Origin of the sequence: Paracoccus aminovorans (genome assembly GCF_900005615.1) — a bacterium.
GTDB lineage: Bacteria > Pseudomonadota > Alphaproteobacteria > Rhodobacterales > Rhodobacteraceae > Paracoccus > Paracoccus aminovorans.
In genome coordinates, this window is sequence record NZ_LN832559.1 from 2,965,478 (window position 1) to 2,987,149 (window position 21,672).

Below are 21,672 nucleotides of genomic sequence, written 5' to 3' on the forward strand. Positions count from 1 at the left end.
CGATTTTAGCCAGATTTCACCGGATAGCGGCAAGACAGCCATGCAATGCGGCCAAGTCGTCGCGGATCACGCCCACCGGCACCGCCTGCGGAATCCGCGCCATCAGCGGGTCCGACAGAAAGGCCTGCTCGAAGAGTCCGAACCGGTCGATGCAGGTCAGCGCCACACTGCCGAACAGGAACATTCCGTCCATAGGCATGAATCGCAAGGCAAGTTCGCGGCAGAGCAGGCCGAACAGCCGGGCGTAAAGCGCCAGCGTTTCTTCGGCCGCCGCATCGCCCTGGGCGGCGGCGGCGGTCACCGCCTCGGCCCGGGCCGGCAGCGTATCGGTGCGCAGCGCGTGCAGACGCGCCAGCCCGCGCCCGGCGAAAAGCTCTTCGACCGAATCGATCTGCGCGGCCTTGTCGCCCAGCGCCTCGGCCAGCGGCGCGGCGACCGAGACCGGCAGCCGGGTATGGCCTTCCTCGGCCTCCAGGCAGGCGATGCCGCCGCCCTCCAGCACCTTGACCGCGCAGACGTTGAAGCCGGTCCCGGCATTCACCACCAGCCGCTGGCCGTTCGGCCGCGCCGCGCCGGAGGGGCCGCGCAGGAAACCCGCCGCCTCGCCCTTCAGCGCCGGCGTGGCGTAGCCCAGCGCGGTCAGGTCGTTGATCAGCCGGGCGCGCGGGGCGCCGGTCAGCGCGCGCAGCCGGGCGGTCGAGAAATCCCAGTCGCGGTTGGTCAGCCGCGCCTCGTCGCCCCAGACCGGGCCGGCGACATCGACGCAGACGGCCTCGATCCGCGGGCTGCCCTGCTGCGCCAGATAGGCGGTCACCACCGCGTCGAACGTGGCATGGTCGTCGCCGCGGAAACGGGTGATCGAGCCCATGTCCAGCGCGCCCTCGCGCGCCAGCGCCAGCCGCGCATTGGTGCCGCCCACATCCGCCAGCAAGATCGCCATTCCGTCGCTCCTCCGCAGCCGTCCCTCGGGCGGTTCTAGGGCATTCCCGGGGTCCCGGCCAGCGCCCGGCACGGAACCTTTCGGGAACCCCGGCCCCGCGGGCGCGTTTTTCCGGCGAACCCGCTGCCAAGCGAAAGGTTGACGAGATGACGAAGACGCTGTTGCCCCGCCTTGTTCCCGCCGTTCTGGCCCTGGCGCTGGCCGCCCCGGCGCTGGCCGCGACCCAGAGCCGCGAAGAGAACCTGGCCAATCCGCGCGGCTGGTCCGCCGTCGCCGGAATGGACCCGCGCGAGGTGCGCGAGATGGCCCGCACCCTACCCCTTTCCGCGAATGCCGGCGGCGACCAGCCTTGGTGCGACCGCAAGGCCGAGATCGAATCCACCCTGCGCCACGACTTCGACGAGCAGAAGGTCGCGACCGGCGAAGAGGGCACCGCGCTGTGGGGCTCGGCCCTGATGGGCACATGGACCATGGTCCTGGAGCGGCCGGACGCGACCAGCTGCGTCATCGCCTCGGGGATCGGCTTCAGCGAGGGCGCCAATCCGCGGGTGTTCTTCACCCGCGCCGGCCTGAACGGCTGAAGCGCCCGGCAGCTTGGGTTTGCGCCGGTAGGTCGGGAATGGTAAGCCCGCGCCGACCCCATCTGCGCGAGAACCCCATGACCGACCACATCATCCGCGACATTTCCCTGGCCGGCTACGGCCGCAAGGAACTGGACATCGCCGAGACCGAAATGCCGGGCCTGATGGCGCTGCGCGCCGAATATGGCGAGGCGAAGCCGCTGCAGGGCGCCCGCATCGCCGGCAGCCTGCACATGACCGTGCAGACCGCCGTGCTGATCGAGACGCTGGTGGCGCTGGGCGCCGAGGTGCGCTGGGCGTCCTGCAACATCTTCTCGACCCAGGACCATGCCGCGGCGGCGATCGCGGCCGCCGGCATCCCGGTCTTTGCCATCAAGGGCGAGACGCTGCCGGAATACTGGTCCTATACCGACCGGATCTTCCAGTTCGCCGAGGGCACCGCGAACATGATCCTGGACGACGGCGGCGATGCGACCATGTATGTCCTGCTGGGCGCGCGGGTCGAGGCCGGCGAGACCGGGCTGATCGACGTCCCGACCAGCGAAGAGGAAGAGGCGCTGTTCGCCCAGATCCGCAAGCGGCTGGAAGCCTCGCCCGGCTGGTTCACCGCGCAGCGCGACGCGATCCAGGGCGTGTCCGAGGAAACCACCACCGGCGTGCACCGCCTCTACGACCTGCACAAGAAGGGGCTGCTGCCCTTCCCGGCGATCAACGTGAACGACAGCGTCACCAAGTCGAAATTCGACAACAAATACGGCTGCAAGGAATCGCTGGTGGACGGCATCCGCCGCGCCACCGACGTGATGATGGCCGGCAAGGTCGCCGTTGTCTGCGGCTATGGCGACGTCGGCAAGGGCTCGGCCGCGTCCCTGCGCGGCGCCGGCGCCCGGGTCAAGGTCACCGAGGTCGATCCGATCTGCGCCCTGCAGGCCGCCATGGACGGGTTCGAGGTGGTGCTGCTGGAGGATGTGGTCGCCAGCGCCGACATCTTCGTCACCACCACCGGCAACAAGGACGTGATCCGCATCGAGCACATGCGCGAGATGAAGGACATGGCCATCGTCGGCAACATCGGCCATTTCGACAACGAGATCCAGGTCGCCGCGCTCAAGAACCACAAGTGGACCAACGTCAAGGAACAGGTGGACATGATCGAGATGCCCTCGGGCAACCGCATCATCCTGCTGTCCGAGGGCCGGCTTCTGAACCTGGGCAACGCCACCGGCCATCCCAGCTTCGTCATGTCCGCCAGCTTCACCAATCAGGTGCTGGCGCAGATCGAGCTGTGGACCAAGGGCGATGAGTATGCGCCCGGCGTCTATATCCTGCCGAAGGCGCTGGACGAAAAGGTCGCCCGCCTGCACCTGGCCAAGATCGGCGTCAAGCTGACCGAGCTGTCCTCCGAGCAGGCCGATTACATCGGCGTCACCCGCGAAGGCCCGTTCAAGCCCGAACATTACCGCTATTGAACGCCGGCCGCGCGGCCCCGAAGGACGGGGCCGCGCGCCGCAAGAGGAAGGGTGCCATGTCCGAGGATTGCCTGTTCTGCCGCATCGCGCGGGGCGAACTGCCCGTGCACCGGGTCCATGAGGACGCGCATATCCTGGCCTTCCTGGACCTGCATCCGATCCGGCCCGGCCATTGCCTGATCATCCCCAAGCGGCATTACCCCTGGTTCGAGGACCTGCCCGAGGCGCTGGCCACCCGCATCACCGGCTGCGCCCAGCGCCTGGCCCGGCGCATGAAGGCGCTTTACGCGGTCGAGCGGGTGGGTCTGCTCTATAGCGGCGCCCATGTCGCCCATGCCCATGCCCATGTGGTGCCGATGCACGACCTCCACGACCTGTCGTCGCAGGCCTATCTGAAGGACGGCGTGCTGGACTTCGCCAACGCCCCGCAATTGCGGCCCGAGGACGGCGCGCGCATCGCCGCCGAACTGGCCGCGAGCCTTTAGAAGGCTGCTGAAAAGCAGGCCGCCAGGGCGTCGGAACGGAAAATCGTTCCGGTTCGACCTGGGTCGCTGAAAAACAGGTCATTTGCGGGCAAGTCGAGGCGATTTTCCCACTTTCTGCCCATTGTGCCAACGTCGCAGGGTCTTTTTGGGCAGCCTGTCGGCGTGCTGCTGAAACGCTCACTGCGAAAGAACGGCCTGGGGCGGAAACCGGGGCATCCTCTGCCTTCGGATACCCTGTTTTCAAGCCGACTTCAGGACGATTTTCGCCACGATACCTTGGAACCCTTTTTGAGCAGCTTCCTCACTCACCGGCACACGGAATGCGATGGCCGCGGTCAAGCCTCTTCCGAAGCGCCAGCCCATCCCGGCCTCCCACCGGACACGCTATCGCAATCTCATCGAGAGACCATCCATTGAGCCCGGATGCGTTCGGGCCGTGGTCTCCGATACGACCAGTCCGGCGACAGTTTCCATGCCTGTTACACCTCGCTTTAATCCGCAGCGGCAGAGCAACCATGCGCCGGCAATGCCTGCGGCCCCATATATTTGCCGTTTCAGCATCTTCAGCCTGTTGATCTGTCCCTCGGTCTGACCGTTTGACCATGGCTCGCGGAGCGCAACCATCACCGCATCCAAGTCGGCAGTGCGACCCCGCGCGAATGCGGCCATCTCGGATCCGCTGGCTTCTTCCAGCCAGCCTGCCATTGCGGCGGCGTCGTTGCGGACCATCGTCGTGAAAGCATCAAGAAGCCAGCGTGCCCGCGACAAAGCCGCCAGGGCCGGCAGGGCCGGCAGGGCGTGCTCAACTTGGGTGACAAGCCGACTTGGAAAGATGATGGCGACCGGTTGGCATCATTCGTGCGATCTTCCGGCTTGGAGGGCATTTTTCCGATCCGGCCGGGATTGCCGCCTCGGCGCGGCGCTGGCGCGGCGCCCACTCCCCGACGACGCCGAGGCTCCCTTGGAAGCCGTCCGCGCACAGCCTGCACCAGAGTTCCGCGCCATTCCGGCAACCGTCCTGCCAATCCCTTTCCAGAGCCGGGAACCAGAGTGTCAGGCTGTTCTACCGAAGGCGGAAAACGTCTTCACGTTCGCCGCGAAGCACGCGACGGACGAGCCCGCGGCTGAGGCCGGTGATATGGACGATCCGCTTGAGGTGCACGCCTTCCCGCCCCATGCACTGGATCAGTGCGTTGGTCTGTTGGCGTCTCTGAAGCCCTTGATATTGAGGGCGCTCTGCGGCGGTCAGGATGCCAGGGGCGAGTTCGGCAGGATAGGCCACCTTGCGGATTTGCGACAGCGCGCGGCGGACTGCAGACAGGAACGCAGCGCTTGCAATTGGAGGAAGTGCCTGCGGTCGGCGACCTGCATAGCGTCCGGAAGAGCTTGTGAGATTGCCCGGCCATACCCAGCCAGGCGGCCACAGTCGCGGGCTCTCGATCCGGCAGAAGGTCGATGACAGCGCCGCGCTCGAGATCACGGACCAGGGTGCCGTAGCGCTGCCCCTTGCGCCACGCCCAGTCGTCAATGCCGACGACACGCGGTCGCGGAAACGGCTCATTCGCCGGTCGCACTGCGCCGCGCAGGAAGGTGTCTTTGCTGACGTGCAGCAGAATGCGACGCCCAAGTGGCCTGGGCAGGTCCGCCCCCATGGCCCGACCAACAAGATCCTGGAAGCGGCCTGTTCGCCGACCATGCGGCTGCGCGAGAGAGACCGGGACTGCTTCGCCAAACGTCTTGACCGGGCATTGCGCAATCAGACATCGGAACCGTCGCACCGAAAGGCGCAGCTGAACAGTTCGGCCGTGGGCGGGCAGATCTGCGAGACTGCGGACATAGCGCCCATGTCGACGCACCGACTGGAAGCCGCACTCCGGACAGATGCTTCGGACCGGATCATCTCCGCATCAACCGAAATCACGGCGCCGTCGAGCCTGCATCCGGTTACGCGCACCCCCCCGGGCAAGAGCTTGGTATCGTAGCGTGCCTGCATGATATCCACATCGTGGAGCAAACACGCTGAATGTAGAACTGGCGCATACGGACATCACACAATCTGCGTCAGAGCCCAAAAGGGACCCCCAAGCCGACGGTGCAGGGTTTCGGTTGATATTTGTCTATCCCGCGCTAGGCTTTGTCGCGAAGGCACACCACTCTGGGGGACAGAGCATGAGCAAGCGCGACGATCTGATCGCCAAATACGCCGCCGATCTGAAGGACAAGCTGGGCATCACGCCCGACATGGAGCTGCTGACCAAGGTGGTCATCGGCTGCGGCCCCTCGATCTACGACGCCGATGCCGAGACCGTCGCGGCCTCGGACAAGTCCGAACTGGAGCGCATCAAGACCAATTATCTGGTCAAGAAACTGGGCCTGCCCGACGGGCCCGAGTTAATGGCGGCGATCCAGGACGTGGTGGCGCAATACGGCAGCGCGAACCGCCACAAGTATCGCGCAGTGGTCTATTACCTGCTCTGCACCCATTTCAAGAAGCAGGCCGTCTACGCCTGACCGGCACGGCCGAGGCGCGGAGCCGCGTCCGAAAGCCGCAGGTCACGGGATTTTGACCCGCCCGTCCCGAGGCCGGGACGGTGCGGCTGCGGGCCGCGCGCCGGCCGGCCGCTGGGACCGCGCCGGGGTCAGTCCAGCATCCGCTTGATCGCCGCGACCTGGGCGGCATCGGCACCCAGGACGTCGGCGGCCAGGGCGCGGGCCTGGTCCAGCAGTTCTTCGCGCGGGACAAGCCGGTCGACCAGGCCCCAGGCCAATGCCTCCTCGGCCGGGATCTTCTGCCCGGCCATCAGGATCATGCGGGCCCGCGACGGGCCGATCAGCGCGCGCAGCCGCACCGGGTCGCTGAGCTGGGGCAGGAAGCCCAAGCGCATGACGGGATAGAAGAATTTCGCCTCGGGCACCGCCAGTCGCAGGTCGCAGGCCAGCACCATGCCCAGCGCGCCGCCGGCCACGGTGCCGTTCAGCGCGGCGATGGTCAGGCAGGGCATGGCGGCGACTCGGGACGACAGCCGCTCCCATTCCGGCGAGAGGGCGAGCCCGGCCCGCGCCGCTTCCAGATCGGCGCCGGCGGAAAACACCGTGCCCGCGCCGGTCAGGATGACGGCGCGCAGCCCGGGCTCGGCGGCCAGCGCCTCGAAGGCGGCGGTCAGTTCGGCCAGCATGGCCTCGGTCAACGAATTCGCCTTGGCCGGGCGCGCGATCGTCACCTGGCCGATTCCGCCGGCATATTCCGTTGCGATCATCAATCCCTCCTTGGACCCGCGCGCGGCCTGTGGCAAAAGCCGGCAGGCGTTTCCGATGCAATTTCCGCCCGAAAGGTAATGACATGAAGCTGCGACTGACAAGCTCTGCCCTGGCCCTGGCCGCGATGACCGCCCCGGCCTTCGCCGACGTGACCTCGGAACAGGTCTGGCAGTCCTGGGTCGATTACTATCAGTCGCTGGGCTATACCGTCACCGAGGGCAAGCGCGACAAGGCGGGCCAGACGCTGACCCTGTCCGACATCGCCATCAAGAGCGGCGGCGCCGACAGCCAGGTCGCCTTCGAGATCCCGCAGGTCGCGCTGACCGAGGACGGCGGCAAGGTCACCACCGTCTTTGCCGACAGCATGACCGGCACCGCCACCGGCAGCAATGCCGAGGGCGAGGCCTACGAGGTGCCCTTCACCGTCGCCATGCCCGGCAACAGCATGGTGACCTCGGGCGCGCCGGGGGACATGACGCATGAGTTCGACTATCCGACCATCGACCTGGCGCTGACGACGATGAAATCGGGCGACACCGAGACGCCGCTGCCGATCAGGCTGGGCGTGGCGGATTCCACCGGCAGCTTCCACACCGTCGCCGGATCGCCGGCGAAATACGACTATGCGATGAAGTCGGGCAAGATCACCTTCAGCGGCGACGTCTCCGAGAAGGAGGGCGAAAGCCTGCGCTTCGACGGCAGCATGGATGGGACCGAGATCTCGGGCGACATGACCGTGCCCGCCGGCAGCAAGCTGGAAGAGGACATGAACGCCGCGCTGAAGGCCGGGCTGGCCATGAACGGCGTGCTGAAGGCCGGGGCGCTGGTCGCCAGCTTCGACTTCGCCGGCCAGTCGGACGAAGGCGAGCCGCAAACCGGTTCGGGCAAATATGACGGCAAGGGCTTCGACCTGAGCTATGGGGTGTCGCAGGACGGGATGTCCTATCAGGCCGGCTCGGACGCGGGCAGCTTTCAGCTGACCAGCAGCGACATGCCCTTCCCGGTCAACTATTCCATCGAAAGCGGCAGCTTCGACATGCAGATGCCGGTGATGCGTTCGGACGAGGCGCAGCCTTTCAAGCTGGCCTATTCGCTGACCGGGCTGACTTTGGGCGATGCGATCTGGAACCTGTTCGACGCCCAGGGCCAGCTGCCGCGCGATCCGGCCTCGCTGGACCTGGACCTGACCGGCACCACCAAGGTGACGCGGGATCTGTTCGACCAGACCGCCAGCGCCGCCGAGGACGCGACCGCCCCCGCCGATGCCACCGACGACGCCACGGCCGAGGGCATGGACGAGGCCGCGCCGGCCGACGACGCCGAGGCCGCGGCCGAGGCGGATGCCGCCGAGCCCCAGCCCTTCGAGCCGGTGGACGTGACCATCAACCAGTTCGCCCTGAACGCGCTGGGGGCCAAGGTGAACGCGCAGGGCGCGCTCAAGGCGCCCGAAGGTGGCGACATGACCGCGCCGGTCGGCCAGATCGAGGCCCAATACGAGGGCGTGAACGGGCTGGTCGACAAGCTGGGCGCGATGGGGCTGATCCCGCAGGACCAGATCATGGGCGTGCGGATGATGCTGGCCATGTTCGCCAAGCCGGTGACCGAGGGCGAGGACAAGCTGGCCACCCAGCTTGAATTCAAGGAAGACGGCTCGATCTTTGCCAACGGCCAGCAGATCAAGTAATCCCGGCGCCGGCGCGGCCCTGCGCCGTGCCGCGACGGAACCATTGCGGGGGCCGGGCGATTCGTCCCGGCCCCTGCGCTGACCAGGGGTGAACGCATGTCCGAATTCCTTGAGCTTCAGGCGCTGACCGACCGGCTTCTGACCGCGGCTCGCAAGGCCGGCGCCGACCAGGCCGATGCCGTGGCGCTGGAGGCGGCGGCGGTCTCGGTCGACGTGCGCGGCGGCCGGCTGGAGCACGCCGAACGCGCCGAGGGGGTCGAGATCGGGCTGCGCGTGCTGATCGGCGGGCGGCAGGCCTGCGTGTCGGCCTCGGACCGCTCGGACCGGACCATCGGGGAAATGGCGGCGCGCGCCGTCGCCATGGCGCGCGAAGCGCCGGTGGACGACAACCTGGGCCTGGCCGAGCCCGGTCAGCTGACCCGCGACACCGACAGCGGCCGGCTGGAACTCTTCGACCCCGGCCCCGAGCCAAGCCCCGAAGAATTGCAGGACCTGGCGTTGCGCGCCGAGGCCGCGGCGCTGGCGGTCGAAGGCGTGTCGCAGATCGAATCCGCCGGCGCCAGCCATTCCCGGCGGCGGATGTGGATCGCAGGCTCGAACGGTTTCTCGGCCGGCTACGGCCGCAGCGGCCACGGGCTTTCGGCCGTGGTCATCACCGGCGAGGGGCTGGGGATGGAGCGGGACTGGGCCGGGGAAAGCCGCGTCCACGCCGCGGACATGCCCGCGCCGGAAGAGATCGGCCGTCTCGCCGGCGAGCGCACCGTCGCCCGCCGCGGGGCCCGCAAGCCGCCGACCGGCGCCTTCCCGATCCTTTACGACGAGCGCGTCTCCGGCGGGCTGATCGGCCATCTGGTCGGTGCCGCGAACGGCAGCGCCGTGGCGCGCGGCGCCAGCTGGCTGCGCGATACCCTGGGCGAGCAGGTGCTGCCCAAGGGGTTCGACCTCCTGGAAAACCCGCATCTGCCGCGTCACGGCAGCTCGCGCGTCTTCGATGCCGAGGGGCTGGCGACCGCGCCGCGCCTGCTGGTCCGCGACGGCGTGCTGCAGGGCTGGACCCTGGACCTAGCCACCGGCCGCAAGCTGGGCATGCGTTCGACCGCCAATGCCATGCGCGGCGCCGGCAGCCCGCCCTCGCCCGGGGTCACCAACCTGGAACTGACCGCCGGCAGCCGGACACGCGACGAACTGATCCGCGAGATGGGACGCGGGCTGCTGGTGACCTCGATGCTGGGCGCCTCGGTCAACGCCACCACCGGCGACTATTCGCGCGGCGCCGGCGGCTTCTGGGTCGAGAACGGCGAGATCGCCTATGCGGTGAACGAATGCACCATCGCCGGCAACCTGCGCGACATGCTCTTGCGGCTGACGGCGGCGAACGACGCGCCGGAATGGCGCGGGATGCGGGTGCCCAGCCTGCTGGTCGAAGGGATGACCCTTGCCGGCGCGTGACCTTGCGCTTCTGGAGCAGGCCGCGCGCGAGGCCGGCGAGATCGCCCGCCGCTTCTGGCGCAACGCCCCGCAGGTCTGGGAAAAGCCCGGCGGCGCCGGCCCGGTGACCGAGGCCGACCTGGCTGTCAACGCGCATCTGGAAAGCCTGCTGCGCGGCGCCCGGCCGGATTACGGCTGGCTGAGCGAGGAAAGCGCCGACACGCCCGAGCGGCTTGCCGCCGAGCATTGCTTCATCGTCGACCCGATCGACGGCACCCGCGCCTTCATCGACGGGCAGCAGGGGTTTTCCGTCTCGCTGGCCGTGGCGCGCGCCGGCCGCGTGGTCGCGGGCGTGGTGCATTTGCCGGCCACCGGCGTGACCTATGCCGCGGCCGAGGCGGGACCGGCGCTGCGCGACGGCACGCCCATCGCCGCCGCGACGCATGGCTTCAGGGACGCGCAGGTGCTGACCGGCAAGCCCAGCCTGGATCCCCGGCACTGGCGCGGTGTGGCGCCGCCGCTGCGGCGGGCCTTTCGCCCCTCGCTGGCCTGGCGCTTCTGCCTGGTGGCGGATGGGCAGTTTGACGCCACGCTGTCGACCCGCCCGGCCTGGGAATGGGACGTGGCGGCCGGCAGCCTGATCGCCGCCCGCGCCGGCTGCGCGGTCAGCGACCTGGCCGGCGCGGCGATGCGGTTCAACACGCCCCGGGCGCAGACCGAGGGACTGGTGGTCGCCGGCCGGCCGCTGCACGCGGAACTGCTGGCCGCGATGACGCCCTTTACCCCTTTGGGCGGCTGAACTTGATGCCCTGCCGCGTCGCGGCTAAGAAGGGGCGAGGGCCGGACCGGCCTCGTCCCCGCAGATGACGCCCCGCAAGTGACAGGCCCCGCGCATGAGCCGCCTTCCCCCCGCAAGCCGTGACCGGCTGGCCGACGAGATCACCTTCCACCCCGCCAATGCCGAGGCCCGGCTGCTGCGCGAGGCCTTGGGCCGCTACGCCACCGGCGTGACCGTCGTTACCACCGCGGGGTCGCTGGGGCCGGTGGGCATGACCGTGAACAGTTTCGCCAGCGTCTCGCTGGAGCCGCCGCTGGTGATGTGGTGCCCGGCGCGCGCCTCGACCCGGCACGATGTCTTCGTGAACGCGGCGCATTGGTCGGTGCATGTGCTGGGCTCGGAACAGCTGGAAACCTGCCTGCGCTTCACCAAGGGCGGGCGGCAGTTCGAGGGGCTGACCCCGGTGGCGACTCCCGAGGGCGTGCCGGTGATGCCCGGCGCCGCCGCGCGTTTCGACTGTGCCGGCCATGCCGCACATCCGGCGGGCGATCATTCCGTGCTGATCGGCCGGGTGTTGCGGGTGACCGTGGCCGGGCCGGGCGACCATCCGCTGGTCTTTGCCGCCGGCCGCTTCGGCCAGTTCCAGCCCGAAGGCTGAGGCGAAAGGGGGCTCCGCCCCCACGCTTTTGCCACCCCTCGACGGGGTGTCAAAAGCGTTCCCCTGGGGTATTTGGAAAACGGAAAAAAACGCGGTCAGCTTCCTTCCAGCGCCGGCAGCGGCTGAGAGAAGATGTCGTCGATGCGGGGCATCGGCGTCGCGCTGGTGCGGATCGACCGGCCCGGGCCCGAGAGCGTGGCGATCTGGCCCGCCAGTTGCGCGATGGCCAGGGATTGCGCCCGGGCGATCGCGGCCGGACCTTCGCCCCCGAGCGGCACCGAAATGTCGAAGCTGCGCGCCTGGTTCGCGCCGCCCGAGGCGGAATCGCCGACGAAATACCGGCCCGAGAGCCGATAGACGCCGTCGGCCTGGGCCAGCGCCTTTTCCACCCTTATCTCCAGCGTGCGGCGCGGCGGTTCCGACAGCGGCCAAGGCTCGGCGATCACCGTCGCCCCGGACATGTCCGAGATCGTCCGCGCCAGCGTCAGCGTGAAGGCGCGTTGCGGATTGTCGGCCCAGAGCTGCTTCGTGTTCGAGCGCACGGCGCCGTCGGCGGTCTGCCAGCTGACCTCGCCGCCCGAGGCATATTCCGGCAGCGACACGTCCTTGAGTTCGGCAGTGCCCAGCCGGTCGGCGACGCGCTGGCCGCCGGAGGGCGGGTCGATCAGGTAGCGGGCGGTCTTTTCACCGTTCGAGCAGGCGCCGAGCAGGGCGAGGCAGGCGGCAAGGGCAAGGGTCAGGCGCATCTCAACGTCCCAGGATGAAGGCTTGCGGATTGCGCTCGATGGTGCGCGCAAGGCTGCCGAAGGCATTGGCGGCGCGGCGCATCTCGCGCATCAGGTTGATGGTCTCGGTGTTGAAGCTGGAGCGGTCGCCATAGGCCGCCAGCACCGCGTCGGCCCGCGCCGCCAGCGCCTCGAGCCGGGCCGAGAGCTGCGGCAGCCGCTTGGATGCGGCCGAGACGTCCTGCGCCGCCGTGCTGGCCGAGGCGAGCGCCGCGTTCAGACTGCCGGCCGCATTGCCGTCGCGCAGGTCGTTCAGAAGGCCGGTGGCGGATTTCAGCGTCTCGGACAGGTTTTTCGGCAGCTGCTCGGCGTCCTTGGTGCCCAGAAGCGCGCGGACGTCCTTCAGGATGCCTTCGGCTTCGGTGCCGATGGCGGCGAAGTCCACCGCCTCGATCTTGGCGGCGGCAGCGTCGATCTGGTCGACCATCTGCGGCACGTCGGCCGCGGCCAGCTTGACCGCCTCGGCCGCCGCCTGCGCCTCGTCCACCATGCCGCGGATCTGGGTCAGGGCGCCGGAATCGCGCAGTTCGGCGGTGGCCGAGCGGATCTCTCCCGCCGCGGCCTGGGCGTTGTCCAGCGTCTGGCGCAGCGCGCCGGGGAGGGCGCGGGTGTCCTCGCTGCTGGCGATGGCGGTCACCGAGTTCATCATGTCGCTGGCGGATTTCAGCACCTCCTCGATCGGCAGGTTGCCGACCCGGGCCAGGAAGCCCTGCGCGGTCCCCGAGAAATCCGAGATGTCGCCCGGCGCCGAGGGGATGACCGGGTTCGGCTTGCCGTCGCGGTCCAGTTCGGCCGGCGCGGCGTCTGGCAGCGCGACCAGCTCGACCTCCAGCGAGGTGCCGAAGAAGCCGGCGCTGGCCAGGCGGGCGCGCAGGCCCTGGCGAACCTGGCCGTCGACGAACTCCAGCGCCTGTTCGGGCGTCGCGCCCGCCGGCAGGCCCAGGCGTTCGGGCGTCAGCGCCAGCGTCACCTCTTGCTCGACATGGTCCCGGCCCTGATCGTCCTTGACCGTGCGCGCCGCCAGGCTGGTGACCCGGCCGACGGTCAGGCCCATGAACTGGACATTGGCGCCGGTCGCAAGGCCGCTGACCGATTCATCGACCAGCATGGTCAGGCGCAGCGCATTGCCCTGGTCGTCGAAGAGGTTCGCCTCGGCCGAGGTCTGGTCGGGCTGCAGCGCGAAGACATGCCCGTCCTCGACCGGCGTCCCGCCCGAGTGCAGCGTGGCGAATTCCGCCCCGCCCTGCAGCACCGAGGCCAGCGAATTCACGTTCAGCGACAGCCCCTGCGCGCCCAGCGAGACCGAAAAGCCGGAGGTGTCCCAGAACACGGTGCGGGTGGTCAAGAGTTTGTCATAGGGCGCGGCGATGAAGACGTCGGTCAGCACGCCCTCCTCGTTCTCGGCCAGGCGCAGGTTCTGCATCTGCCCGACCGGCAGGCCGCGGAACAGCACCGGCGCGCCCTCGGTCATTCCGCGCGAGCGCTCGGCGGACAGCACGATCCAGGTGCCCTTTTCGCCGAAGCTGGTCAGCGGCGGCTTGTCGAGACCGGCGAATTCGGTCTGCGGCTGGTCGACCTTGTCGTCCCAATAGCCCTCGACGAAGGCGCCGGTCAGCACCGTATCCAGCCGCGAGATGCCCTGGGCCGAGACCTGCGGCCGCACGATCCAGAACTGCGCGTCCTTGTCGATATAGGGCGCCAGATCCTTGTCCACGCGCATGTTCACCAGCACCCGTTGCAGATCCTCGGTGAAGCGCACGGATTCGACCTTGCCGACGGTGATCTCGCGGAATTTCAGCGCCGTCTCGCCGGGGGTGATGCCGGTCGCATCCTTGAAGGCGACCGAGATCAGCGTGCCGCGGCCGGCGATCATGTTCCAGCCCACGCCCAGCGTGACCACCAGCGCCAGGATCGGCACCAGCCAGACCAGCGGCAGGCCCCGGCGCACGGCGCGGGCCGCGGGGGTGCGGGCGGGTTCGGCGGGTTTCAGGGGGGCGTCTTTGGGCGGCGGCGTGTCCGTCATTCCTGGTCCTTGCGGCTGCGCAGCGGAAGGCCGCGCCAGATCAGTCTTGGATCGAAGCTTTGCGCGGAAAGCATGGTGAAGGCAACCGACAGCGCAAAGGACACCGCCGCCGGCCCCGGGTGGATCGAGGCGACGAAGCCCAGTTGCACCAGCGCCGACAGGATCGCGACCACGAAGACGTCGATCATCGACCAGCGGCCGATGAATTCGACCACCTCGTAAAGTACCAGCCGCTTGTGCGCCGCCTTGACCGTCGCTGGCCGGCCCGCCACCAGCGCCAGCCAGCTGATGGCGATGAACTTGCCCATCGGCACCATGACCGAGGCAACGAAGATCACCGCCGCGATGCCGTAATTGCCGTAATGCATCAGTTCGACCACGCCGCCCAGGATGGTGGATTCGCTGTTGCCGCGCAGCCCGCCGAAGGTCGAGGTCTTGAGCATCGGGAACAGGTTGGCGGGGATATAGAAGATGATTCCCGCCGCCAGCCAGGCCCAGACCGCGTTCAGGCAGCGCCGGTCGGGCGGCACCAGCGCGCCGCCGCAGCGGGCGCAGATGGTCTCGGATTCCGGCCAGACCCGGCCGCAGCCGCGGCAGCCGACCAGCCCGGCGCGATGGGCGGTCATCACCGGGTCGGAATGCTTGCGGGCCTCGGTCATGCGCGGGGCTCCGGCACGATCTCGCGGCCGTCGGTGGCCATGCCGGCATCCTCGATGGCGTCCCAGATCGTCGCGGCGCTGGTGAAGGCGTTGCTGGCCGCATTGACCATGATCAGCCCGCAGAACGCCCAGAAGGCCGGGCCGAAGCTGATATTCGCCAGCCCGCCGACCTTGACCAGCGCGACGGCGGTGCCGATGACGAAGATCTCGGCCATCGACCAGGGCCGCAGCGCCTCGGACAGGCGAAAGGCGGGGACGGCATGGGCGAAGGGCCGGCGGTTCCGGCTGAGCGGCAGCAGCGTATAGACCAGCAGCAGCGCCCGCAGCACCGGCAATCCGACGATGCTGCCCAGCAGCGCCACGGTCAGCGGCATCAGCGCCCCGTGCGAAAAGGCCATCGCCACCCCGAAGAGCGAGGTCTGGTTGCCGAACCCCATGCGCGAGATTTCCAGGAAGGGAAAGAACACCGCTCCTACCATCAGCACCAGCGAGGCGAAGGACAGCGCGATGATCCGGGTGAAGGCGCCGGCGCGGGGACTGGCCAGCACGGTGTTGCAGCGCACGCAGCGCGCGGTCTCGCCCGGTTCGAGTTCGCGTTCGACATGCAGCGCGTCGCAGCGCGGACAGGCGATCAGCCCCGCGCCGCTGGCCAGATCATATGCGCCCTCGGTCAACATCGCGCCAGAATATCGGCGGCCGGGGCCGGCGCAAGATGTCGCGTCCGGGCCGCGCGGATGATTCGCGACCGGGCTTTTTCGGTGACAGGACCGATAGTGCGGGCCGCCACCGGGACGGGCGCCGCGAGGTAATCGCAGGTCAATCACGACATTACAAAGAATTACCTTGCACAGGGGTGGTTCTCGGGCCCGGGAAATAGCGCGCATTTGAGCCGTTAACTGGATATTAGCGCGGCGCGCATAGACCTTTCCGGCAGGCAACGGAAAGGAACGGCAGATGGCCGGGCATGGGGGCGGCGCCCCGATCATCATCAAGCGGGTCCAAGGCGGCGGCGAAGCCGGCCACCACGGCGGCGCCTGGAAGGTGGCCTACGCGGATTTCGTGACCGCGATGATGGCCTTTTTCCTGCTCATGTGGCTGCTGAACGCGACCACGGAAAAGCAGCGCCAAGGCCTGGCGGATTATTTCAACCCGACCATCGTGCAATCCCCCGCCAGCGGCAGCGACGGCCCCTTCGGGGGCGAGGTGCAGGATTCCGACACCAATACCGGCCAAGGGGCAGGCGCTTCCCGCGACACGCTGATGGCTCAGGCCCGCGAAGGCCAGCAGTCCGGGTTCGAAGAAATGGCCCGCAGCGTCCAGAACCAGCTGACCGGCAGCGGCGCCGAATCCATGCAAAAGGTCAATCTGCTGCGCCATGTCGTCACCCGGATGACCGACGAGGGGCTGGTGATCGAGCTGACCGATCTGATGGACGAACCGCTCTTCGTGGGTGACAGCGCCCAGCCTACTCCGGCGATGAAGGAATTGGCCGAGGTGCTTTCGGGCGTGCTCGGCCGCGTCAAGAACGAGATCGCGCTGGCGGGCCACGTCCGCGCCTATCCGGAAATGCTGATCCAGTCCCCGGTCTGGGCGCTTTCCGACGCCCGCGCGCATGCCTTGCGCAACCTGCTTGACGGATCGGGCTTCGACGGCACGCGCATCCAGCGCGTGACCGCCTATGCCGACCGGCGCAACCGGTCGGTCAATCCCATGGATCCGAACAACAACCGGATCGAAGTGATTTTACTCAGATGACAAGGCCCCGGCCGGAGGATGTTAGGGGGCCGTTAATCCCCGTCCGGCAGAATTCCACAGGAACGACTCACACAGGGTGACTACAGCATGTCGATCTCTTCCGCCCTCAGCGCCGGGGTATCCGGCCTCTCCGCCAATTCGACGCGGCTGGCCAATATCTCGGACAATATCGCCAACTCCAGCACCTATGGCTACAAGCGCGTGGATACCAGCTTTGAAAGCATGGTGATCAACCAGGGCCGCGGCGGCGGCCTCTATACCGCCGGCGGCGTAAGGGCCAGCACGTTTCGTGACGTGGACCAGCGCGGCAACCTGGTCACGACCTCGCATCCGCTCGACATCGCCATCACCGGGCGCGGCATGCTGCCGGTGGTCAGTGCGGCGGCGGTGCAGTCGGGCTACAGCACGCCGCGCGATCTGACGATGACCACGACCGGATCGTTCCGCACCGATGACGAAGGCTACCTGCGCACGACCTCGGGCCTGGTTCTGATGGGCTGGCCGGCCAATGCCGACGGCACCATCCCGGCGCAGCCGCGCGATTCCGCCACCGGCCTGCGGCCGATCCGTATCGACGGCAGCCAGACCGCGGCCGATCCGACCACCCGCATCACGCTGGGGGTCAACCTGCCCGCCAACGACGCAATCGGCGGCGCGACTGGCGACGTCCGCGAAATGGAGGTCGAGTATTTCGGCAATCTCGGCAATTCCGAAAAGATGACCTTCAGCTTCACTCCGGATGTATCCGGGGCCGCCGGCGCCCGGTCGAACAGCTGGACGATGGAGGTCCGCGATTCCGCCATCATCGACGATCCCGCCACTGCGGCGGATGAATCGCTGATCGGCACCTATACGCTCGAATTCGACGACAGCCAGCCCACCGGCGGGCGGCTGGCCAACGTGACCACGATCTCTGGCGGGGCTTATGATGCGGCGACGGGCATGTTGACCGTCACCGGCGCCAACGGCCCCATGTCCATCGACCTCGGCCGCTACGGCGCGAGCCAGGGCATCACCCAGCTCAGCAGCGCGTTCTCGCCTGCCAACGTGACCAAGAACGGCTCCCCCGTCGGCAGCCTGACCGCACTCGCTATCGACGAGAACGGCTATCTGCGGGCTACCTATGACACCGGCTTCACACGAACCCTCTACCAGGTGCCGGTGGTGGATGTGCCGAACCCCAACGGCCTGATCGCGATGGACAACCAGACCTACAAGATATCGCCCAATTCCGGGGCCTTCTATCTCTGGGACTCGGGCGACGGCCCCACCGGAGCGATCGCGGGCTATGCGCGCGAAGCCTCGACCACCGATGTCGCGGCCGAACTGACCGACCTGATCCAGACCCAGCGCGCCTATACCTCGAACGCCAAGGTCATCCAGACGGTCGACGAGATGCTTCAGGAAACCACCAACCTGAAACGCTGACATTGACCGGGGCGATTCCGCGCCCTGGGTGCCGCCAACCGGAGCCGTCCCATGAGCATTTCATCCGCAATCTCCAACGCCATTTCGGGCCTGACCGCAGCCTCCCGCGGCACCGAGCTTGTCTCGTCCAATATCGCGAACGCGCTGACACCGGGCTATGCCCGGCGCGAGTTGGACTTGTCCTCGCGCATCGTCGAACGCGGCGGCGGGGTCAGCGTCAACGGCGTCAACCGGATGGTCAATTCGGGGCTTTTGGCCGACAACCGGCTTGCGCAGGCCAGCGTCGGCGCATCGGGTACCACTTCGGCCTTCCATGCCGCCATGGAAAAGCTCTTGGGCACGGGGCAGGAGGCCTCGTCGCTTGGCCAGACCCTCACGGCCTTTGAATCCGCCCTGACCAGCGCGGCGGCGCGCCCGGACAGCGAAACGCGGTTGGGGAATGTCCTGACCGCGGCCACGGACCTGGCCGAAAAGCTGAATGCTGTCTCGGACACGATCCAGGCCGAGCGCGCCGCGGCCGACAAGTCAATCGCCAAGGATGTCTCGCGCCTGAATGCCGCGCTGGAACAGGTCGCAGCTTTGAACAAGCAGATCGTCAGCCTTTCCGCACAAGGCAAGGACACCGCGTCGCTTGCCGATGCGCGCCAGACCGTAATCGACGGCATTACCGACATCGTCCCGATCAAGGAAGTTCCGCGAGAAAACGGCCGCGTGGCCCTGTTTACCACCGGCGGCGCGGTGCTTCTCGACGGCACCGAGCCGTCCATTATCGCCTTCGAAAGCGCGACGGGAATCACGCCTGGAATGTCCGTCTTGGACGGATCTTTGGCGCGGCTGACCATGAACGGCAAGTTGCTGACAGACGGGCAGATGGACATGTTCGACGGCGGCACGATCAGCGCAAACTTTGCCATTCGCGATCAGATTGCCCCGGACTACCAGAAGCAGATCGACGCCTTCGCGCGAGACCTCTACGACCGGCTGTCCGATCCCGCCGTAGACCCATCACTGAATTCTGGCGGGCCCGGTCTGTTCAGCGACGCCCAGGCCGCACTTGACCCCAGTGATGAAACCGGCTTCGCGGGCCGCATTGCGGTCACCGCCCTTGTCGATCCTGTTGCCGGTGGGGACCTGTGGCGCATCCGTGCCGGCATCAACGCGACCGGCTCCGGCAATTCGGGCGACAGCGGGCTGCTTGGCCGCCTGGCGGGCGCACTGTCGGATTCACGGCTTCCCGCATCTGGCAATGTGTCGCAGGTACCCAGAAGTTTGCAACTGCTGGCCTCCGATCTTGCTTCCTTGGCGGCGTCGAAGCGGGTCCAATCCGAGGCCGGAGCCTTGCAGGACAGCACGCACCAAACCAGCCTTCAAAGTGCCCTTCTGGCGGACGGGGTGGATACCGACAAAGAGATGGAAAGCCTGCTCGCTCTGGAGCGTGCATATTCGGCGAATGCCAAGGTTTTCCAGACCGCCAACGACATGCTCGACGCAATCCTGAGGCTGACATGACATCCTTCAACTCCATCGGCGACCTTTCCCGCTCTTTCCAACTGCGGCTTGGCCAAAGCTCGCTGAAAAGCAAGCTGGACCGACTAACCCAGGAAATGATGACGGGGGTGAAGTCCGACGTTCCGAAGGCGCTTGGCGGTGACCTGACGAAGATCTCGCATATCGAGGCGCGCTTGACGATGCTCAGCACCTTTCAACTGAACATCTCGGAAGCGCAGGCCCAGTTCCAGGGCATGCAGACGGCGCTGGACAGCATGCGCAAAACAGTGGACGATCTGGGACCAAGCCTGCTGACCCAGGCCGGAAGCGCCGGCGAAGATGGCCTGAGGGCACAGCTGGACGGCATCTCGCAGAGCTTCCGGTCCATGTTCGATACTTTAAATTCTGGTGTCGCCGGCCGGTATGTGTTCGCGGGCAGCCGCAGCGATACCGCGCCCTTGGGCAGTTTCGACGACATGGTGACAGCGCTTGGCGTAGCCGTGGCCGGCGCCGGTACGGCAACGGATATTGCGGCCCGAATCGATGCTTGGTTCGACGCGCCGGCGGGCAGCGGCGGCTTTGCCGACACCACTTTCCAGGGTGACGACACAGGCAGCACGCAGTTGTCGGTCGCCCCGGACCGACAGGTCAGCCTAAGCCTGACAGCAAACTCGCCCGCAATGCGGGACACGCTGAAGGGCATGGCGATCATGGCATATGCTGCCGATGCCGGCACGGGCCTGGATGGAACGACTCTGCGGAACCTTTTCACCGAAGCCGGGGCGCGGCTGATCAAGGGGAGCACCGGCTTGATCCGCGCGCAAACCGATCTCGGGCAACGGCAAGCCGTCGTCGCCCAGGCCCAGTCCCGGAATGCTGCCGAAGTGACCGCGCTTTCCGTCGCGCGCTCGAATTTGATCAACGCCGATTCCTATGAAACCGTCACCGCTCTGGAAGAGACCGAAGCGAATATCAAAAGCCTCTATGCGTTGACCTCGCGCCTGTCGCGCCTCAACCTGACGGATTATCTGTAATGAGGATACTCTGCTTCCTGCTGGCCTTGCTAAGCTTTGCCCAGATGGGCTGGGCGGCGCCGGTTCGCATCAAGGATCTGGCGAATATCGATGGGGTCCGCGGCAACGACTTGGTCGGCTATGGTCTTGTGGTCGGGTTGAGCGGTTCGGGCGACAGCTTACGCAACTCGCCCTTCACCGAAGAGATCATGGCGGGTCTGTTGGAACGATTGGGCGTGAACGTCACCGATGAGGCATTCCGTCCCAAAAACGTCGCGGCGGTGATCGTTACGGCGACATTGCCTGCCTTTGCGCGTGCAGGTTCACAGATCGACGTCAGTGTCGCGGCGATCGGGGATGCGAAAAGCCTCCTAGGCGGGACCTTGGTGATGACACCGCTGAACGCCGCCGACGGCGAAATCTACGCCGTCGCCCAAGGGGCCGTCCTGGCCGCCGGGGCCGAAGCTTCGGGCGCGGCCGCCTCTGTCGTCCAAGGGGTGCCGACGACGGGCACGATTCCCTCGGGCGCCCGAGTCGAACGCGAAGTGGCCTTCGACTTCTCGCAAATGACCAACCTTCGCCTGGCATTGCGCAATCCCGATTTCACTACCGCCGCCCGGGTCGAGGCCGCGATCAACCGAAAGCTTGGCCGTGGATTGGCTGAGCTTGTCGATTCGGGAACCATCGCCATCGATTCGACAGTGCTGGGCAAGGTCAATCCGGCACGGCTGATGGGACAGATCGAGAATATAACCGTCGAACCCGAAGCCGCCGCGCGTGTGGTCATCGATCACAAGTCGGGAACAATAGTCATGGGTGAGGACGTGCGCATCTCGCGTGTCGCGGTCTCACAGGGAAATCTGACGCTTCGGGTCCGCGAGGCGCCCATGGTGTCGCAGCCCAATCCTTTCGCTCCGGGCGAAACCGTAGTCGTGCCGCGGACCCAGGCCGAAATCACCCAGGAACCCGGCATCGGCTTCGCCGAGATTTCAGGTGAATCATCATTGTCCGAGGTCGTGTCCGGCCTCAATGCCCTGGGCATCCGGCCGCGTGACATGATCGACATTCTGAAGGCCGTGCACGCCGCCGGCGCCCTGCATGCCGAATTCATCGTGAACTGAACCTTTGGCCGGCCTCTGCTCATGTCGGTCGAACTCCGACGCCCGGACGGAGCGAAAGGGCAAATGCCATCACCAACAGTCCGGGCAGCGCCGCAGCCCCAGTACGAGAACCGCGCCCG

General features: G+C 67.3%; 22 protein-coding genes. 13 read left to right on the plus strand and 9 right to left on the minus strand.

Going from position 1 to position 21,672, the window contains the following annotated elements; genetic code table 11:
• Window positions 1-16 precede the first annotated feature (16 nt).
• Entirely contained in the window at window positions 17-940 is a 924-nt protein-coding gene (locus JCM7685_RS14735) for a glucokinase (protein WP_074966445.1), read from the minus strand.
• Window positions 941-1,086: 146 nt separating this feature from the next.
• Between JCM7685_RS14735 and JCM7685_RS14740 the strand changes: the two genes are divergently transcribed.
• From JCM7685_RS14740 to JCM7685_RS14750, 3 genes are all read left to right on the plus strand, one after another.
• A complete protein-coding gene (locus tag JCM7685_RS14740; protein WP_074966444.1) occupies window positions 1,087-1,521 on the plus strand; it encodes a hypothetical protein in 435 nt (144 codons plus the stop codon).
• A gap of 77 nt (window positions 1,522-1,598) precedes the next feature.
• Entirely contained in the window at window positions 1,599-2,990 is a 1,392-nt protein-coding gene (ahcY, locus tag JCM7685_RS14745; RefSeq protein WP_074966443.1) for an adenosylhomocysteinase, read from the plus strand.
• Between the two features lie 56 nt (window positions 2,991-3,046).
• A complete protein-coding gene (locus JCM7685_RS14750) occupies window positions 3,047-3,475 on the plus strand; it encodes an HIT family protein (protein WP_074966442.1) in 429 nt (142 codons plus the stop codon).
• 240 nt (window positions 3,476-3,715) lie between these two features.
• Here the strand turns inward: JCM7685_RS14750 and JCM7685_RS20560 are convergent, their stop codons facing one another.
• From JCM7685_RS20560 to JCM7685_RS20825, 3 genes are all read right to left on the minus strand, one after another.
• Window positions 3,716-3,838, minus strand: a complete 123-nt coding sequence (locus tag JCM7685_RS20560) for a hypothetical protein (protein ID WP_269458817.1) — start codon at window positions 3,836-3,838, stop codon at window positions 3,716-3,718.
• Between the two features lie 21 nt (window positions 3,839-3,859).
• Window positions 3,860-4,204, minus strand: coding sequence for a hypothetical protein (locus JCM7685_RS20375; protein ID WP_100526096.1), 345 nt, complete (start codon window positions 4,202-4,204; stop codon window positions 3,860-3,862).
• A 356-nt stretch (window positions 4,205-4,560) separates the two neighbouring features.
• Window positions 4,561-5,331 carry a transposase family protein gene (locus JCM7685_RS20825; protein ID WP_074966441.1) on the minus strand — a complete coding sequence of 257 codons (771 nt, stop codon included), beginning with the start codon at window positions 5,329-5,331 and terminating at the stop codon, window positions 4,561-4,563.
• 313 nt (window positions 5,332-5,644) lie between these two features.
• On the opposite strand from JCM7685_RS20825, the gene JCM7685_RS14765 reads away from it, so the two are divergent.
• Entirely contained in the window at window positions 5,645-5,986 is a 342-nt protein-coding gene (locus JCM7685_RS14765; RefSeq protein WP_074966440.1) for a DUF2853 family protein, read from the plus strand.
• 128 nt (window positions 5,987-6,114) lie between these two features.
• Here JCM7685_RS14765 and JCM7685_RS14770 read toward each other — a convergent pair whose 3' ends face one another.
• The gene (locus JCM7685_RS14770) at window positions 6,115-6,732 is read right to left on the minus strand and encodes an enoyl-CoA hydratase/isomerase family protein (RefSeq protein WP_074966439.1); all 618 of its coding nucleotides are present in this window, start codon (window positions 6,730-6,732) and stop codon (window positions 6,115-6,117) included.
• Between the two features lie 83 nt (window positions 6,733-6,815).
• On the opposite strand from JCM7685_RS14770, the gene JCM7685_RS14775 reads away from it, so the two are divergent.
• The 4 genes from JCM7685_RS14775 to JCM7685_RS14790 all read left to right on the plus strand — a co-directional run bounded on the left by JCM7685_RS14775 (window position 6,816) and on the right by JCM7685_RS14790 (window position 11,281).
• The gene (locus JCM7685_RS14775) at window positions 6,816-8,417 is read left to right on the plus strand and encodes a DUF2125 domain-containing protein (RefSeq protein WP_074966438.1); all 1,602 of its coding nucleotides are present in this window, start codon (window positions 6,816-6,818) and stop codon (window positions 8,415-8,417) included.
• 96 nt (window positions 8,418-8,513) lie between these two features.
• Window positions 8,514-9,866: a TldD/PmbA family protein gene (locus tag JCM7685_RS14780; RefSeq protein ID WP_074966437.1), complete on the plus strand. Its 1,353-nt coding sequence runs from the start codon at window positions 8,514-8,516 to the stop codon at window positions 9,864-9,866.
• Complete coding sequence (locus JCM7685_RS14785) at window positions 9,853-10,644, plus strand: 3'(2'),5'-bisphosphate nucleotidase CysQ (RefSeq protein WP_074966436.1); 792 nt, start codon at window positions 9,853-9,855, stop codon at window positions 10,642-10,644. Before JCM7685_RS14780 ends, JCM7685_RS14785 begins: the two co-directional genes overlap by 14 nt.
• A gap of 94 nt (window positions 10,645-10,738) precedes the next feature.
• Complete coding sequence (locus JCM7685_RS14790; protein WP_074966435.1) at window positions 10,739-11,281, plus strand: flavin reductase family protein; 543 nt, start codon at window positions 10,739-10,741, stop codon at window positions 11,279-11,281.
• A gap of 95 nt (window positions 11,282-11,376) precedes the next feature.
• Here JCM7685_RS14790 and JCM7685_RS14795 read toward each other — a convergent pair whose 3' ends face one another.
• The 4 genes from JCM7685_RS14795 to JCM7685_RS14810 are packed head-to-tail and all read right to left on the minus strand — an operon-like array spanning window position 11,377 to window position 15,425.
• Window positions 11,377-12,027, minus strand: a complete 651-nt coding sequence (locus JCM7685_RS14795; RefSeq protein WP_074966434.1) for a PqiC family protein — start codon at window positions 12,025-12,027, stop codon at window positions 11,377-11,379.
• A gap of 1 nt (window position 12,028) precedes the next feature.
• Complete coding sequence (locus JCM7685_RS14800) at window positions 12,029-14,089, minus strand: PqiB family protein (protein ID WP_083412581.1); 2,061 nt, start codon at window positions 14,087-14,089, stop codon at window positions 12,029-12,031.
• A complete protein-coding gene (locus JCM7685_RS14805) occupies window positions 14,086-14,748 on the minus strand; it encodes a paraquat-inducible protein A (RefSeq protein WP_074966433.1) in 663 nt (220 codons plus the stop codon). Before JCM7685_RS14805 ends, JCM7685_RS14800 begins: the two co-directional genes overlap by 4 nt.
• On the minus strand, window positions 14,745-15,425 hold the full coding sequence (locus tag JCM7685_RS14810; RefSeq protein ID WP_074966432.1) for a paraquat-inducible protein A: 681 nt from the start codon (window positions 15,423-15,425) through the stop codon (window positions 14,745-14,747). The genes JCM7685_RS14805 and JCM7685_RS14810 overlap by 4 nt, the downstream gene beginning before the upstream one ends.
• A 277-nt stretch (window positions 15,426-15,702) precedes the next feature.
• Between JCM7685_RS14810 and JCM7685_RS14815 the strand changes: the two genes are divergently transcribed.
• From JCM7685_RS14815 to JCM7685_RS14835, 5 genes are all read left to right on the plus strand, one after another.
• Window positions 15,703-16,503, plus strand: coding sequence for a flagellar motor protein MotB (locus JCM7685_RS14815; protein ID WP_074966431.1), 801 nt, complete (start codon window positions 15,703-15,705; stop codon window positions 16,501-16,503).
• Between the two features lie 87 nt (window positions 16,504-16,590).
• Window positions 16,591-17,931 (plus strand): flagellar hook protein FlgE, encoded by a 1,341-nt coding sequence (locus JCM7685_RS14820; RefSeq protein WP_074966430.1) that lies wholly within the window; start codon window positions 16,591-16,593, stop codon window positions 17,929-17,931.
• Window positions 17,932-17,982: 51 nt separating this feature from the next.
• Complete coding sequence (gene flgK, locus JCM7685_RS14825; protein ID WP_074966429.1) at window positions 17,983-19,440, plus strand: flagellar hook-associated protein FlgK; 1,458 nt, start codon at window positions 17,983-17,985, stop codon at window positions 19,438-19,440.
• On the plus strand, window positions 19,437-20,453 hold the full coding sequence (locus JCM7685_RS14830; RefSeq protein ID WP_074966428.1) for a flagellar hook protein: 1,017 nt from the start codon (window positions 19,437-19,439) through the stop codon (window positions 20,451-20,453). The genes flgK and JCM7685_RS14830 overlap by 4 nt, the downstream gene beginning before the upstream one ends.
• Window positions 20,453-21,553, plus strand: a complete 1,101-nt coding sequence (locus tag JCM7685_RS14835; RefSeq protein ID WP_074966427.1) for a flagellar basal body P-ring protein FlgI — start codon at window positions 20,453-20,455, stop codon at window positions 21,551-21,553. The genes JCM7685_RS14830 and JCM7685_RS14835 overlap by 1 nt, the downstream gene beginning before the upstream one ends.
• The last annotated feature ends 119 nt before the right edge of the window (window positions 21,554-21,672 follow it).